A 13,589-nucleotide genomic window follows, 5' to 3' on the forward strand; every position below is an offset into this window, starting at 1 on the left:
CCAGTTAGTTATGAAAAATAGAATTCAAATATTGATGGCTTCACTTTTCGTTTGCGGATTTGCTGCTGTTTTGAACACTGCCAAAGCTCAAACTACAGATCATAATACCATTCAGGAAATTCAACTGAGCAAAAGTGAAACGTTTAACGATATCAGAAATAAATTAGAAGCTAATTTTGATCTTACCAATCCTGATTACAAACAGGGAACGGTAAATTCTGTGGTGAAGTTTGATATTGCTAAAAACGGAAAAATCGTTAATGTTCATTCCAGTGGTGACTGTAAAACCGTAAGCAAGGAAATTGAAGCAGTGTTAAGCGATCTTGACTATAGAGTAGACCGCAAAAAACTAACTGATAACATGGTTGCTTACACCTATGTAATGCCTGTGACAGTAGAGATCCACAGCAGATAATATTTATTGCATATTATTCATGAATGTGTGAATAATGAAACCTTATCAGATTAAATTGTAATAAAGAATAAACAGATATGTTTTAGTTTTGGGCTACCATAAAATTAAAACGATATGAAAAATTTAAAGAAGCTGACAAAGTCAGAGTTGAAGTCAGTGAACGGAGGAGAACCTGTAAAATACTGTACGTTTTGCGAGTGGGCAAATAAAGTAATCTGCAGCGATATTCCAATCGTTCAATGTCCGTAAAAAATAAAGCCGCTTACAAAAGCGGCTTTTCTATTGTTGTGTACTCTGAATAAACTCTGTTAATCTTGCTTTAAGATCTTTAGAATTTCCTATTGTATCAAAAGTAACATTATCTATTCTCCATCCTTTCTCTGTATTGATAAGATGCACGGTGTCCATCCAGGTTTCTTTGGGGGAAACTGCATTATATTCAAAGGCTAACAATGCTTCAGCAGTCTTATCCTGTATCTTAACAGACTTGATTTTATAATCTGTAAAGCCTTCATACAGGCTGGAAAAAATAGCCCCTTCGAATATTAAAGGTTTCTCATCAGGATGATCACTCTTTTTTACCTTTTCAATATCAGCCTTTGATGCATTGATGGCCTCGTCTAAAACTTTTTTTAAATCCTGAGAAAATAAAGCATCCGGAATCGGCTGGTTATAAACAGCTTCGTTGGATTTTCCATATTGAGTATACAGTTCATTTACTTTTTCAATAATGGCAGTTTCTGAAAACCGGGTAGGTTGAGGTTCATTCTTTTTGCAGGATACAAAAAACAGAAATATTCCTAAACAGAGAAAAAAAATTTTCATTGGTGTTATTTTGTGGTATTATTTGAATTTCAAGCTCAAAATGTATACCAAAATCTGTCCGTAAAATATTTCCCACGAATCACAAAAATCAATACATTTGAGTAGATAAAAAAAATTGTGGATCCTATTCTTAACGTTGCTGTCCGTTCCCTCTGCGTTTACCTTTTCATGGTAATTGCCATCCGGTTATTTGGTAAAAACCAGCTTTCTCAGCTGAATGCAGGGGATGTTGTATTGCTGTTGTTAATTTCAAATGCTGTTCAGAATGCAATGGTAGGTCCTGATACCTCTCTTCAGGGAGGAATCGTGGCGGCATTGGTTTTGTTTGTTGCTAATTTCATTGTGAAGAGATTCATGTTTTCCAGCCGCTCCTTTCAGACTTTTATGGAAGATGAGCCGGTTATTCTGATCAAGGATGGAATTGCCGATCAGGCAGCCCTGAATCGGGTAAAGATTACAGAAAGCGAATTGGAAGAAGCGATAAGAGAACACGGAATTGAAAACATTAACAATGTAAAGCTTTCCGTTCTGGAAGTGGATGGAAATATCAGTGTGGTTTCTCAGGACGAAAAAAGCAAGCAGACACACTACTCAAGAATTAAAAGAAAAATCAAAAGAAAATACCATTAAATACGATGAATTACGAATTAAGAGAAATGCTTCCCACTGATGAAGCCAGGGTTCTTGAAATTTTCCGCCAGGGAATAGACGGTGGAATTTCCACTTTTGAAACAGAAGTCCCAACTGCTGAGGCATGGAGCATGGGCTATTTTAACGACTGCCGCTGGGTACTGGAAAATGAAAAAAATGAAGTTGTGGGATGGTGTGCCTTAAAACCGGTGAGCAAAAGAGAATGCTATAAAGGAGTTGCAGAGGTAAGCATTTATTTTGATAACGAATATCAAGGAAAGGGATTGGGTTCCGTATTGCTTAAAAAATTGATTTTGGATAGCGAGGATCACGGATTCTGGACATTACAGACCAATATCTTCTCCGAAAATGAAACTTCTATCAAATTTCATCAGAAAAACGGTTTCAGAATCGTAGGCGTCCGTAAAAAAATCGGAAAACTCAACGGAGAGTGGAAAGATATTATCCTGATGGAAAAAAGAAGTGAAATCGTCTAGAGAACTATAATCGATAATAGATGATTGATAATTGATGATTTTGTTGGTAATATAATTCTCCATAACAAAATTCCCCATTGACCTGCGAAGCAAAATTGACCATCTACAATAAAAGCCCATCTATTCCAGCCTTAAACCTTAAACTTTGAGCTTTGAACTTTAATTTTTTTAACCTTTGGCACTACCATTGTTATATTAAATAAAGTTGAAAAATAGAAATAATGAAAAATTTGATTAAAATTACAGGAGTTCTTATTGTAACATTCATGTTATCATCTTGTGTGGTGCATGACAATGGACGCCGGGTTAAAACAGTTCCGCCAGGACAGGCTAAAAAAGTGTTTGGAGGAAGTGCAAAAGACTATGCTCCTGGGCAGGTGAAAAAAAGAAGCGGCTATTAACTGGTACAAAAAATAAAAAATTAGCAGTCAGTTTTAACATACATTAGCTTAATTTCAATTTATTTTGGCATTAACATTGATATATTTCGCTATCGAAATTGAAAAAGTGAAAATAATGAAAAGTTTGTTTAAAATGGCTGGGGTAGCTGTGGTAGTTTTAATGCTGTCATCTTGTGTGGTACACGATCATCATGGAAGAAGAATGCCACCGGGTCATGCAAAAAGGTATTATGGCGGAAGTGCAAGGTACTACGCACCAGGACAGGTAAAGAAAGTGTATATTTATGACGATCGCGGGCATCATCACAAAGGTAAAGGCCGTGGTCATGGACATCACAGATAAAAAAGAAAAGCACTGAATTTTTTCAGTGCTTTTTTATGATCTGTTATAATCTCGATTTTTTGGGATTAAGGAAAGTGTTGAAAACCATTACTTCCTGTCCGAACTTTTTCTCAATTCTTTCGGAAATATTTAAAAGTTCACTTTTAATAAAATCTTCCCTTAGTTCATCATTATCAAAAATTAACAGGAGATTATAATTTTTACCTTCGTCGATAAAGTCACTGTGCACCTCAGAAAGAATATATTTGTTAACATCCATAAGGTTTTCAGTCATTAAAACCAGTGTTTCATCAATATAATTTTCCCATTCTTCCAGGTTATCTTTTGTGCAGTGGAAAGTTATACTTAATACGCTCATATTTTTATGAATTTTTAAGATTTTTTGGATAAATTCTACCACAAAAATCGGCTTTTTTTTCGTAAATTAGCCCGTTAATAAAAATTGGAAATAAATAATTTTCAAACTGACAGCTAAGAGTTTGAATATCATTACAATAAAATTTGTTTATGCAAAAAGAAGGAGAAAGACTGATTCCTATCAACATTGTTGATGAAATGAAGTCGTCTTATATCGATTATTCGATGTCCGTTATCGTTTCAAGAGCGTTACCGGATGTAAGAGACGGCTTGAAACCCGTTCATAGAAGAGTACTGTATGGTATGTATGGACTAGGGGTGTTTTCTAATAGAAAATATTTAAAATCTGCGAGAATTGTTGGGGACGTTTTGGGTAAATACCACCCGCACGGAGATTCCTCTGTATACGATGCTATGGTAAGAATGGCTCAGGACTGGAGCTTGCGTTATCCTCAGGTAGACGGACAGGGTAACTTTGGTTCCATGGATGGTGACCCGCCTGCAGCAATGCGTTACACCGAGGCTAGATTGAAAAAAATCTCTGATGAGGTTCTTTCAGACCTGGACAAAGAAACAGTTGATTTTCAGAATAACTTCGACGACAGTTTACAGGAACCGACGGTAATGCCGACTAAAGTTCCGAATCTTTTGGTAAATGGTACTTCAGGTATCGCGGTAGGTATGGCAACGAATATGGCGCCTCATAACCTTTCAGAATCTGTAGATGCAATCTGTGCGTATATCGATAATAAAGAAATTACGATTGACGAACTGATGCAGCACATCATTGCACCGGATTTCCCTACAGGTGGTATCATCTATGGATATGACGGAGTAAGAGATGCATTCCATACAGGAAGAGGTAGAGTTGTTTTAAGAGCTAAAGTTAACTTTGATGAAATCGGAAACAGAAACGCGATTATTGTTACCGAAATCCCTTATCAGGTAAACAAAGCGGAAATGATCGCCAGAACAGCAGAGCTTGTTAAAGACGAAAAAATCCCGGGAATCCACGAAATCAGAGATGAGTCGGATAGAAAAGGACTTCGTATTGTATATGAATTGAAAAACGATGCAATACCGAATGTCGTTCTTAACCTATTATATAAATATACAGCACTTCAGACCTCTTTCAGTGTAAACAATATTGCATTGGTACACGGAAGACCGGAGCAGCTGAACCTTAAAGATATCATTCATCACTTTGTAGAGCACAGACACGAGGTCATCGTAAGAAGAACTCAGTATGAGCTTAAGAAAGCAAAAGAGAGAGCACATATTCTTGAAGGATTTATGAAGGTGATCGGAACTCAGGATGCTTTAGACAGAGCAATCTCTATTATCCGTCACAGTGCCAACCCTCAGGCTGCAAAAGAAGGCTTGATCGAAGCTTTTGAACTTTCTGATATTCAGGCTCAGGCAATTCTTGATCTAAGATTAGCCCGTCTTACAGGAATGGAGCTTGATAAGATCCGTGATGAGTATGATGCGATTATGAAAGAAATCGCAAATTTGGAAGACATCCTAGCTAACGAGCCGAGAAGATTCCAGATCATTAAAGAAGAATTAATCGAAATCAAAGAAAAATACGGAGACGAAAGAAGAACTGAAATAGATTACTCAGGAGGAGAAATGTCTATCGAAGATATCATTCCTAATGAATCTGTCGTTCTTACTATTTCTCATGCAGGATACATCAAGAGAACTTCTCTTTCAGAATATAAAATCCAAAGTAGAGGTGGTGTAGGTAATAAAGCGGCAACGACAAGGGATTCCGATTTCCTTGAATATATTGTTTCTGCAACCAACCACCAGTATATGCTGTTCTTCACTGAAAAAGGAAGATGTTACTGGTTAAGAGTATTTGAAATTCCTGAAGGCTCCAAAACGGCAAAAGGAAGAGCAGTACAAAACCTTATCAACATTGAACCGGATGATAAGATCAAAGCATATATCAGAACCAACAACCTTAAGGATTCCGAATATGTAAATCAGATGAGCGTCGTGATGGTAACTAAAAACGGAACCATCAAGAAAACATCGTTGGAAGCCTATTCAAGACCAAGAGTAAACGGGGTGAATGCTATCGAAATCAGAGATAATGACCAGCTATTAGGAGCTTACCTTACCAATGGAACTTCTCAGATCATGATTGCCACTAAAAATGGTAAGTGTATCCGTTTCCCTGAGGAGAAAGTAAGAGAAGTAGGTAGAGGATCTATCGGGGTAAGAGGAATCCTGCTTGAAGATGGTGACGAAGCTATTGGTATGATTGTTGTGAACGATGTAGAGAACGAAACAGTACTTGTAGTATCTGAAAAAGGATATGGTAAGAGAACTGCGGTAGAAGACTACAGAATTACCAACAGAGGAGGAAAAGGAGTTATTACGCTTAATATTACTGAAAAAACAGGAAATCTTATTGCTATTCAGAACGTAACAGACGAAGACGGATTGATGATTATCAACAAATCCGGTGTTGCCATCAGAATGGGAATGGATGAAATGAGAGTAATGGGTAGAAATACTCAGGGTGTAAAACTGATCAACCTTAAGAAAAATGACGAAATTGCAGCCATTGCAAAAGTAGAAATGGATAAAGATGTAGAGGAAGATTCTGAAGAACTTGAAGAAACAGAAGAAGGTGTTGTAGGATCGCTATTTGATAACCAGGAAAACGAAGAGGCTCCTCAGGCTGAAAATGAAAATTCTGCAGAGGAAAATGAGAATTCTGATTCCGAATAAATTGTACAATATAAATATAAAATAGTTATTATGAAGAAACTAATTTTAGGAATGGCTATCGTAGCATCTGCTTTTGCTTTTGGGCAGAAAAAAGATGCGGCAGCTTTAAATGCTCAGCTTCAGGAAGCTAATAAAGTGGCTATGGATGCATATAATGCAAAAAACTATGCTGCTGCAGCGCCTAAGTTTATAGAAGTCTACGACTTGTTAAAGGCTAACGGGCAGGATAATAAAATATATATGTATTATGCCGGATTGAGCCACGCGTTAGCTAATAACACTGATCAGTCTATCAAAATATATACAGACCTTATCAATTCCGGATTTACAGGAGTAGAAACTACATACACTGCAAAAGAGAAGAAGACAGGTCAGGTTGTAAATCTTGATAAAGCTACCTGGGAACTAATGAAAAAGAACCCTGATTACAGTGATTTCAAGACAGAACAGACTAAAAGTATAGAGTCTGATTTGTATGAAACTTTGTCTTCATTGCTTTTGAATGCTAAAAAACCAACTGAGGCTCTTACGATTATCGAAAAAGGTTTGGTTAAATTCCCAAACAATGCTAAGCTTAAAGAAGCTCAGACTACAGCATACCTTCAGTCTGGAAATACAGACAAATTTGTTTCAGGATTGAAAGAACAATTGGCTAAAAACCCTAACGATGCTACAAACTGGTATAACCTTGGGGTAATGCAGGCTAAAAACCCGGCTACTGTTAACGATGCTTTGGAAGCGTTCAAAAAAGCTGTTGAGCTGAAGCCTGATTTCTCTGATGCATATCAGAATTTAGTATATACGACTATTGGTGATGATGCTAAAGTAGTAGGAGAGATCAATGCCTTAAGAAAAGACAAGCCGGATGAAGCTTCTAAGCTGATTGATGCAAGAAGAGAAAGATTTGGAAAAGCACTACCATATGCTGAAGGATGGTATAAAGCCAACCCAAAGAGTCTTGATGCGGTTACTGCGTTAAAAGAAATTTACATTGTAACTAAAAACATGGATAAAGTTAAAGAAATGAAAGCTAAAGAAGCTGAACTTACAGCTGCTGGTGCAAAATAATCATTTTTTGACACAACAGATAAAGCCGGAATAGAAATGTTCCGGTTTTTTTTATTGTAAACACAAAGTAATGAAGTTCATATCAGGATTTTATGTTTCATATAGAAGTTTGCAGGCCTTTTATGATTTTGAATTAAATTTATAAACCTAACAGGTTTTAAAAACCTGTTAGGTTTGATTTATTACCGGCCCTGTTATGCAGTTTCTCTTCATGCCGGATTCATGCATTCAAAATTTCTTTTTTTATAGAGATGAACCTTCAATTTCAACCTGAAAATTTCTCTGTAATTCCGTATCTTTGAGAAAAATTTTTATAAGATGATCGAGTGGAAAACCGCCAAGGAATACGAAGATATTACCTATAAAAAATCTAACGGAGTAGCAAGAATTGCTTTCAACAGACCTGAAGTACGTAATGCTTTCAGACCTAAAACAACTTCAGAATTATATGATGCTTTTTATGATGCCTATGAAGATCCTTCAATAGGGGTTGTATTGCTGTCAGGAGAAGGACCAAGTCCAAAAGACGGAGGATGGGCATTTTGCAGTGGAGGAGATCAGAAAGCCAGAGGACACCAGGGATATGTAGGAGAAGACGGAAGACATCGTCTGAACATTCTTGAAGTTCAGCGTCTGATCCGTTTTATGCCGAAAGTGGTGATCGCTGTTGTTCCCGGATGGGCAGTTGGTGGAGGACACTCACTTCACGTAGTATGCGACCTTACTTTAGCGAGTGAAGAACATGCTATTTTCAAGCAAACCGATGCCGATGTTACCAGTTTCGATGGTGGTTATGGTTCTGCTTATCTTGCTAAAATGGTAGGACAGAAAAAAGCACGTGAGATTTTCTTTTTAGGAAGAAACTATTCTGCACAGGAAGCTTTCGAAATGGGAATGGTGAATAAAGTGGTGCCTCACGCAGAACTAGAGGATACAGCTTACGAATGGGCACAGGAAATATTAGCTAAATCACCAACTTCTATCAGAATGCTGAAATTTGCCATGAACCTTACAGATGATGGTATGGTAGGGCAGCAGGTTTTTGCCGGAGAAGCTACCCGTCTTGCTTATATGACAGAAGAAGCTCAGGAGGGAAGAAATGCCTTTCTTGAAAAAAGAAAACCTAACTTCGGAGAAGATCAATGGATATCCTAAAAATATAATTGATAATTGATGAATGATGATTGATATTATCATTTATCAATTATCGCTTATCAATGATAAAAATATGACGGATTGGATAAAAGCCGCAAGGCTAAGAACTTTACCGCTTTCCTTAAGCGGAATTATTATGGGAGCTTTCATTGCAAAATGGAGACTTTACGGAGAAGGCGGTACCTGGGACTGGAAAATCCTTGCACTCGCTCTGTTGGTTACGCTTTTATACCAGATTTTATCAAATTATGCCAATGATTATGGTGACGGAGTAAAAGGTACAGACGCCAAAAGAATCAATGAAGCTGAAGCAAGAGCTGTAGCATCAGGGAAAATTACCGCAAAACAGATGAAAAATGCAGTAATCCTTTTCGCAGCATTATCCTTCATTGCTACCATCGCTTTGCTATACGTAGCCTTCATTCCAAACTATATGAATGAATTCTATATCTTCATAGGATTGGGAGTAGCAAGTATTCTTGCCGCAATTGGATATACGGTAGGTAAAAAACCTTACGGATACATGGGATTGGGAGATATTTTCGTGTTTATCTTCTTTGGACTGGTTTCTGTGTGCGGAAGCTATTTTTTATTCACAAAAACTTTCAGCTGGGATATATTATTACCCGGAACAGCGGTTGGAATGATGAGCATGGCGGTTCTTAACCTGAACAATATGAGAGATATCGAAAGTGATAGACTGTCTGGGAAAAACAGCTTTGCATTGAGAATCGGATTCAAAAATGCAATGATCTATGAAATGGTTCTGTTGCAGTTACCATTGGTGCTTATCCTTATCTTTTTAGGAGTAAACGGGTTTATACAGCAGCAAAACTACTATGTGTTTATTGTAATGATCCTGTTATTCCCATTAGCCAAGCTGAGGAGAAGCATCATGTCGGTGAAAGAACCAAAAGAATTAGACCAGTACTTAAAACAGGTAGGAATCATGACTTTTGTAATGGCAATTCTTACCGCAGCCGGACTTAACTTATTTCACTAAATCTAAAATAGTATACCATGAGTTCTAATGCATACGTTGAAGCTCAAATGCTTATCAGGAAGCCGGTTGAGGATGTTTTCGAAGCATTCATCAATCCGGAAGTAACTACCAATTTCTGGTTTACCAAATCGACCGGAAAATTGGAAGAAGGTAAGACGGTTACCTGGGAATGGGAAATGTACGGCGTAAAAAACGTAGTGAAAGTTCACCAGATTATTCCGAACCAACTGATCAGAACAGAATGGGGAGAGCCTTCAGTACACGTAGATTATGAATTCAAAACGATGGAAAAAGGAACTCTTGTTATCATTAAAAGCTACGGATTCAGTCAGACAGGTGAAGACCTGCTGAAAGTAATTAATGATAATACAGGCGGTTTTACAACGGTTTTAGACGGTTGCAAAGCGTATCTGGAGCATGGGATTCATTTAAGATTGATTGAGGATAAATTCCCGGCGAAATAATAAATTAAAGAAAACACGGATGGCACGAATGCTTTCACAAACTCCACTAATCTCATTGTGCTGTTTGTGAAATTATTTGAGTCATTTGTGTTTAATCTATTTAATAATAATTGAAATTAAATTTAAAATGAAAATACAATTCTTAGGGCAAAATTGTTTCCTGTTCACGTACAAGGACAAAACAATTTTGAGTGACCCTTTTTACAACTACAAAAAAGCAGAGTCAGGTTTTGATATTGCTGCTCAAAAAATCGACTATATTCTGCTGACCCATGCGCACGGTGACCATATTGCTGATGTAGCAGAGGTATTGCAGCACTATCCGGAAGCTACCATCATTGGAGTTCCTGAAGTATGCAGTTATTTCCAGCAGGCAAAAAATAAAGACGATGTGAACTTAGGAGGATCGGCAAAAATCGACGACCTTAAAATTTCCATGGTTCCGGCTCACCATACAAGTTCTTTCCCGGATGGAAGCTATGGAGGCGTTCCTGTAGGGTATATCTTCAGACTTCCTGAAGGTAAGAATATCTATCTGGCAGGTGATACAGGAGTAATGGCTGATATGGAGCTGTTCCCGAGACTATACGGAAACATCGACCTTTCTATTCTTCCCATCGGAAGCCACTACACAATGTGCCCCAGAAAAGCTTCTTTTGCAGCAGCAGAACTGTTAAAAACACCAAAAGTGATCGGATGTCACTTTGATACTTTTCCTGCCATTGAAATCAACCATGAAAGTGCACTAAAGCATTTCGCTGATAAAAATGTAGAACTTGTTTTACCAAAATTAGGAGAAACGTTCGAATTTTAATCGATAACAAAACCGGAGGTAATCTGAAAATTAGAAAAATGAAAATGATGCGTAAGGTATTAAAAACAAAAAAAGATAATTATCAAATTACCTCTCTTCTTACTTTAAACCAAAAAAAAATGGCAAGCTACCTAAATCACACCGCTACGACCGATTACCTTTGCTGCGTTCCCACCCTGGAGGATTCTCAGGAGCTGGTTGTTTAGGACTTGCCGTTGCAAAGGTAGGAATATTTTATAAACTTCAAAACTTTATTAAAGAAAATTAGTCGAAAAAATGCAGTGGTAAAGCTAAACGCCTGACATTTAGAGGGAAAATTTTTCAACTTTTTTCTAAAAATTTAAATATGACGAAAAGTCCATCAACACTAGGAATTATACTTTTTATTGCTACAATGATCGTTTTCTTTGTAGTATATACTTTTTTCTCAGGAATCAATTATTTTGATATCTCTTTGAAAGCCAATGCTTTTGTTTTGCCTCTTTTATATGCCGGAGCTGCTTTCTGGTCTGTAAAATCTTACTGGAACAACCATAGAGTGGTGAAATTTAAAGATGCTTTCAAAAGAGCATTTGTTCCGATGTTTATCGGAGGAATTCTTTCCATCTTCAGTATTTATGCGTTTTTAACCTTCGTTGATCCTGCAGCAAAAAGCCTTTTGAACTATCAATATGTTCAGAGACAAAAATCAGAACTGGATACAGAATATACTTCTGCAAGAAAAATTCTGAAGCATCAGAAAGATATTGATGAACTGGATCAGAAATACAAAGAAAGACTGCAAAGCTTCACTCCTGAGGCGGTTAAAGGAAAAGATATGCTTACCGCAAGTCATTTTTCAGGATATTTTGCAGCAATTCTTATATTTTACGTAGTTTTGTCGGTGTTTTTCGGAGCATTTTTCAGAACAAGAACAATACATCAACCCGAAGAAACCAATCAAGCCTAATTTTTATTAAAATTAAATGAATTTATCTATAGTTATTCCGTTACTGAACGAAGAAGACTCTTTGGAAGAACTTTTTTCAAGAATTGATAAAGTATGTACAACCAGTAATTTATCTTATGAGATCTGGTTTGTAGACGACGGAAGTACGGATTTGTCGTGGAGTATTATTGAGAATATGAAAGTTCAGTATCCTCAGATCCACGCTATTAAATTTTCCAGAAATTATGGAAAATCACAGGCGCTTCATGCCGCTTTTGAAAGAACAAACGGTGATGTAGTGATTACAATGGATGCCGATTTACAGGATTTCCCAGAAGAAATTCCGGAACTGTACAATATGGTGATTCATGATAATTATGATATCGTTTCCGGTTGGAAAAAGAAGCGTTTTGATAATGTAATGACGAAAAATATTCCGTCAAAACTATTCAATGCGGCAGCGAGAAAAGTTTCAGGAGTTTACCTTCACGACTTCAACTGTGGTTTGAAAGCTTATAAAAGACAGGTGGTAAAATCTGTTGATGTGTATGGAGATATGCACCGTTATATTCCGGTATTGGCTGCCAATGCAGGTTTCAGAAGAATTACCGAGAAAGAAGTACAGCACCAGGCAAGACCTTACGGAACTTCAAAATTCGGAACGGAAAGATTTATCAGAGGATTTCTGGATCTGATAACCCTTTGGTTTGTAAGTCGTTTCGGGGGAAGACCAATGCATTTCTTCGGAGCGGTAGGGACTTTAATGTTTATTGTTGGATTTCTTTCAGCACTCTGGCTGGGAATTTCTAAACTGATTGATGTGGCAAGAGGAATCTACGGACATTTGATTACCAATAATCCATGGTTCTTTATTGCATTAACCATGATGATTATGGGAACACTTCTCTTTATCGCAGGATTCTTAGGAGAAATGATTATCAGAACCAACCGTGAGCATAAGAATTATAATATTGATGAAGTGATATAATGGAAGAAAAGCTGCCGAAAATTTATTCTAAGAAAGCCATTTTAGGATTTTCTATTTTTCTTTCCGCACTTTTCGGAGGTGTTTTGTTATACCAGAATTTAATAGAGGTCAACAAAAAGAAAGAAGCATACACCGTACTGGCAATTTCGGTTCTTTTAACAATTATCACAGGAGTTATTGTCAATATTCCGGAAGAGCCTAAAAGTTCACTTGCTTATATTTGCGGCCTTGGAGGGGGAAGTTTGCTCTCCTATTATTTTATGCCGAAATATTTTCCAGATGAAGAAAAGTATCCGAAAAAAGCAATATGGAAACCCTTAATTATTGGGGCCGCGATTGTTGCAATTCTTTTGACTTTAATCATTTATGGTGCTTCTGTTGAAAATAGTTAAACATAGAAGAGCTATAATAAATCATCAATTCTTACAGATTTAAGAATAAATATAACGAAAAGCACTCTGTCAGCAGGGTGCTTTTTGTATTTTTATAAAAACTTTAAATCCGGATGTTTAAACTCAAATCTATTCTTTTTTACTTTCTGTTACTTTTTGTAGTCTCATGTTCATCAAATAAACTTTACGGTTCATGGGAGTTTATTGATATTTATGATGGAGAAATTTCTAATACGGATACGTTGAAAAATAAAACAAACAATTCCAGATATGGAACAGGAGTTCTGACCTTTTATCAGGATAAAACTTTCAGTTCAATGGGAAACAAAGGTACTTATCAGATAGAAAATAATCTGTTGAAAATGAGGTATAATGATGATGAAAATGTAACTCCTATGAAAATTTCCAGTGTAGATGAAAATTATCTGCTTTTATTTTCAATGGCAGGAAGTCCTAAAACGTGGTTTTATAAAAAAATAAAGACAAAATATAAATAGCAAACAGTCTTTTTCCTGAAAAGCAGAAAATTAAAAATTATCAGGTATTTTATTGTCAAAAGACAAA

At 36.7% G+C, this 13,589-nt stretch carries 18 protein-coding genes and 1 other RNA gene; 16 read left to right on the forward strand and 3 right to left on the reverse strand.

Annotated elements, in window-relative coordinates:
* Positions 1-10 precede the first annotated feature (10 nt).
* Entirely contained in the window at positions 11-415 is a 405-nt protein-coding gene (locus AB1278_RS11370; RefSeq protein ID WP_343642704.1) for a hypothetical protein, read from the forward strand.
* A 114-nt stretch (positions 416-529) separates the two neighbouring features.
* Positions 530-664, forward strand: a complete 135-nt coding sequence (locus tag AB1278_RS11375; RefSeq protein ID WP_082798797.1) for a bacteriocin-like protein — start codon at positions 530-532, stop codon at positions 662-664.
* A gap of 30 nt (positions 665-694) precedes the next feature.
* On the opposite strand, the gene AB1278_RS11380 is transcribed toward AB1278_RS11375, so the two are convergent.
* Entirely contained in the window at positions 695-1,240 is a 546-nt protein-coding gene (locus AB1278_RS11380; RefSeq protein WP_343642708.1) for a hypothetical protein, read from the reverse strand.
* Positions 1,241-1,357: 117 nt separating this feature from the next.
* Here AB1278_RS11380 and AB1278_RS11385 point away from each other — a divergent pair, with 117 nt between their 5' ends.
* From AB1278_RS11385 to AB1278_RS11400, 4 genes are all read left to right on the forward strand, one after another.
* On the forward strand, positions 1,358-1,870 hold the full coding sequence (locus AB1278_RS11385; RefSeq protein ID WP_202840657.1) for a DUF421 domain-containing protein: 513 nt from the start codon (positions 1,358-1,360) through the stop codon (positions 1,868-1,870).
* A 5-nt stretch (positions 1,871-1,875) separates the two neighbouring features.
* Positions 1,876-2,367 carry a GNAT family N-acetyltransferase gene (locus AB1278_RS11390; RefSeq protein ID WP_202840655.1) on the forward strand — a complete coding sequence of 164 codons (492 nt, stop codon included), beginning with the start codon at positions 1,876-1,878 and terminating at the stop codon, positions 2,365-2,367.
* Between the two features lie 221 nt (positions 2,368-2,588).
* Complete coding sequence (locus tag AB1278_RS11395; RefSeq protein WP_343642712.1) at positions 2,589-2,768, forward strand: quinol oxidase subunit 4; 180 nt, start codon at positions 2,589-2,591, stop codon at positions 2,766-2,768.
* A gap of 115 nt (positions 2,769-2,883) precedes the next feature.
* Positions 2,884-3,111: a hypothetical protein gene (locus AB1278_RS11400; protein WP_171006281.1), complete on the forward strand. Its 228-nt coding sequence runs from the start codon at positions 2,884-2,886 to the stop codon at positions 3,109-3,111.
* 43 nt (positions 3,112-3,154) lie between these two features.
* Here the strand turns inward: AB1278_RS11400 and AB1278_RS11405 are convergent, their stop codons facing one another.
* Positions 3,155-3,469, reverse strand: coding sequence for a DUF4286 family protein (locus AB1278_RS11405; protein WP_343642716.1), 315 nt, complete (start codon positions 3,467-3,469; stop codon positions 3,155-3,157).
* Between the two features lie 149 nt (positions 3,470-3,618).
* Here AB1278_RS11405 and gyrA point away from each other — a divergent pair, with 149 nt between their 5' ends.
* From gyrA to AB1278_RS11435, 6 genes are all read left to right on the forward strand, one after another.
* Positions 3,619-6,213, forward strand: a complete 2,595-nt coding sequence (gyrA, locus tag AB1278_RS11410; protein ID WP_343642718.1) for a DNA gyrase subunit A — start codon at positions 3,619-3,621, stop codon at positions 6,211-6,213.
* Positions 6,214-6,243: 30 nt separating this feature from the next.
* Complete coding sequence (locus tag AB1278_RS11415) at positions 6,244-7,281, forward strand: tetratricopeptide repeat protein (RefSeq protein WP_110010234.1); 1,038 nt, start codon at positions 6,244-6,246, stop codon at positions 7,279-7,281.
* Positions 7,282-7,599: 318 nt separating this feature from the next.
* Positions 7,600-8,436 (forward strand): 1,4-dihydroxy-2-naphthoyl-CoA synthase, encoded by an 837-nt coding sequence (locus tag AB1278_RS11420; RefSeq protein ID WP_034697698.1) that lies wholly within the window; start codon positions 7,600-7,602, stop codon positions 8,434-8,436.
* Positions 8,437-8,509: 73 nt separating this feature from the next.
* Complete coding sequence (gene menA, locus AB1278_RS11425; RefSeq protein WP_429817357.1) at positions 8,510-9,439, forward strand: 1,4-dihydroxy-2-naphthoate octaprenyltransferase; 930 nt, start codon at positions 8,510-8,512, stop codon at positions 9,437-9,439.
* Between the two features lie 17 nt (positions 9,440-9,456).
* A complete protein-coding gene (locus AB1278_RS11430) occupies positions 9,457-9,903 on the forward strand; it encodes an SRPBCC family protein (RefSeq protein WP_429814355.1) in 447 nt (148 codons plus the stop codon).
* A 127-nt stretch (positions 9,904-10,030) separates the two neighbouring features.
* Positions 10,031-10,717: a metal-dependent hydrolase gene (locus tag AB1278_RS11435; RefSeq protein ID WP_429814358.1), complete on the forward strand. Its 687-nt coding sequence runs from the start codon at positions 10,031-10,033 to the stop codon at positions 10,715-10,717.
* Between the two features lie 117 nt (positions 10,718-10,834).
* Here the strand turns inward: AB1278_RS11435 and ffs are convergent.
* An RNA gene (ffs, locus tag AB1278_RS11440) (signal recognition particle sRNA small type) lies at positions 10,835-10,932 on the reverse strand.
* A 131-nt stretch (positions 10,933-11,063) separates the two neighbouring features.
* Here ffs and AB1278_RS11445 point away from each other — a divergent pair.
* The 4 genes from AB1278_RS11445 to AB1278_RS11460 all read left to right on the forward strand — a co-directional run bounded on the left by AB1278_RS11445 (position 11,064) and on the right by AB1278_RS11460 (position 13,522).
* On the forward strand, positions 11,064-11,666 hold the full coding sequence (locus tag AB1278_RS11445) for a DUF4199 domain-containing protein (protein ID WP_062674918.1): 603 nt from the start codon (positions 11,064-11,066) through the stop codon (positions 11,664-11,666).
* A gap of 16 nt (positions 11,667-11,682) precedes the next feature.
* Positions 11,683-12,633, forward strand: a complete 951-nt coding sequence (locus tag AB1278_RS11450) for a glycosyltransferase family 2 protein (RefSeq protein ID WP_110010230.1) — start codon at positions 11,683-11,685, stop codon at positions 12,631-12,633.
* Positions 12,633-13,025, forward strand: coding sequence for a hypothetical protein (locus AB1278_RS11455; protein WP_062674914.1), 393 nt, complete (start codon positions 12,633-12,635; stop codon positions 13,023-13,025). Before AB1278_RS11450 ends, AB1278_RS11455 begins: the two co-directional genes overlap by 1 nt.
* Before the next feature lie 113 nt (positions 13,026-13,138).
* Positions 13,139-13,522: a hypothetical protein gene (locus tag AB1278_RS11460; RefSeq protein ID WP_429814363.1), complete on the forward strand. Its 384-nt coding sequence runs from the start codon at positions 13,139-13,141 to the stop codon at positions 13,520-13,522.
* The last annotated feature ends 67 nt before the right edge of the window (positions 13,523-13,589 follow it).

Source organism: Chryseobacterium sp. NRRL B-14798, assembly GCF_050470705.1.
In the GTDB taxonomy this organism is placed as follows: Bacteria; Bacteroidota; Bacteroidia; order Flavobacteriales; family Weeksellaceae; genus Chryseobacterium; species Chryseobacterium cupriresistens.

Excerpts from the sequence above, each read along its gene's own strand:
- AB1278_RS11395 (WP_343642712.1), top strand. The coding sequence starts at position 2,589 with ATGAAAAATTTGATTAAAATTACAGGAGTTCTTATTGTAACATTCATG.
- AB1278_RS11455 (WP_062674914.1), top strand. The coding sequence starts at position 12,633 with ATGGAAGAAAAGCTGCCGAAAATTTATTCTAAGAAAGCCATTTTAGGA.
- AB1278_RS11400 (WP_171006281.1), top strand. The coding sequence starts at position 2,884 with ATGAAAAGTTTGTTTAAAATGGCTGGGGTAGCTGTGGTAGTTTTAATG.
- AB1278_RS11435 (WP_429814358.1), top strand. The coding sequence starts at position 10,031 with ATGAAAATACAATTCTTAGGGCAAAATTGTTTCCTGTTCACGTACAAG.
- AB1278_RS11375 (WP_082798797.1), top strand. The coding sequence starts at position 530 with ATGAAAAATTTAAAGAAGCTGACAAAGTCAGAGTTGAAGTCAGTGAAC.
- menA (WP_429817357.1), top strand. The coding sequence starts at position 8,510 with ATGACGGATTGGATAAAAGCCGCAAGGCTAAGAACTTTACCGCTTTCC.
- AB1278_RS11430 (WP_429814355.1), top strand. The coding sequence starts at position 9,457 with ATGAGTTCTAATGCATACGTTGAAGCTCAAATGCTTATCAGGAAGCCG.
- AB1278_RS11405 (WP_343642716.1), bottom strand. The coding sequence starts at position 3,469 with ATGAGCGTATTAAGTATAACTTTCCACTGCACAAAAGATAACCTGGAA.
- AB1278_RS11380 (WP_343642708.1), bottom strand. The coding sequence starts at position 1,240 with ATGAAAATTTTTTTTCTCTGTTTAGGAATATTTCTGTTTTTTGTATCC.
- AB1278_RS11450 (WP_110010230.1), top strand. The coding sequence starts at position 11,683 with ATGAATTTATCTATAGTTATTCCGTTACTGAACGAAGAAGACTCTTTG.
- AB1278_RS11370 (WP_343642704.1), top strand. The coding sequence starts at position 11 with ATGAAAAATAGAATTCAAATATTGATGGCTTCACTTTTCGTTTGCGGA.
- AB1278_RS11460 (WP_429814363.1), top strand. The coding sequence starts at position 13,139 with ATGTTTAAACTCAAATCTATTCTTTTTTACTTTCTGTTACTTTTTGTA.
- AB1278_RS11445 (WP_062674918.1), top strand. The coding sequence starts at position 11,064 with ATGACGAAAAGTCCATCAACACTAGGAATTATACTTTTTATTGCTACA.
- AB1278_RS11420 (WP_034697698.1), top strand. The coding sequence starts at position 7,600 with ATGATCGAGTGGAAAACCGCCAAGGAATACGAAGATATTACCTATAAA.
- AB1278_RS11390 (WP_202840655.1), top strand. The coding sequence starts at position 1,876 with ATGAATTACGAATTAAGAGAAATGCTTCCCACTGATGAAGCCAGGGTT.
- AB1278_RS11415 (WP_110010234.1), top strand. The coding sequence starts at position 6,244 with ATGAAGAAACTAATTTTAGGAATGGCTATCGTAGCATCTGCTTTTGCT.
- gyrA (WP_343642718.1), top strand. The coding sequence starts at position 3,619 with ATGCAAAAAGAAGGAGAAAGACTGATTCCTATCAACATTGTTGATGAA.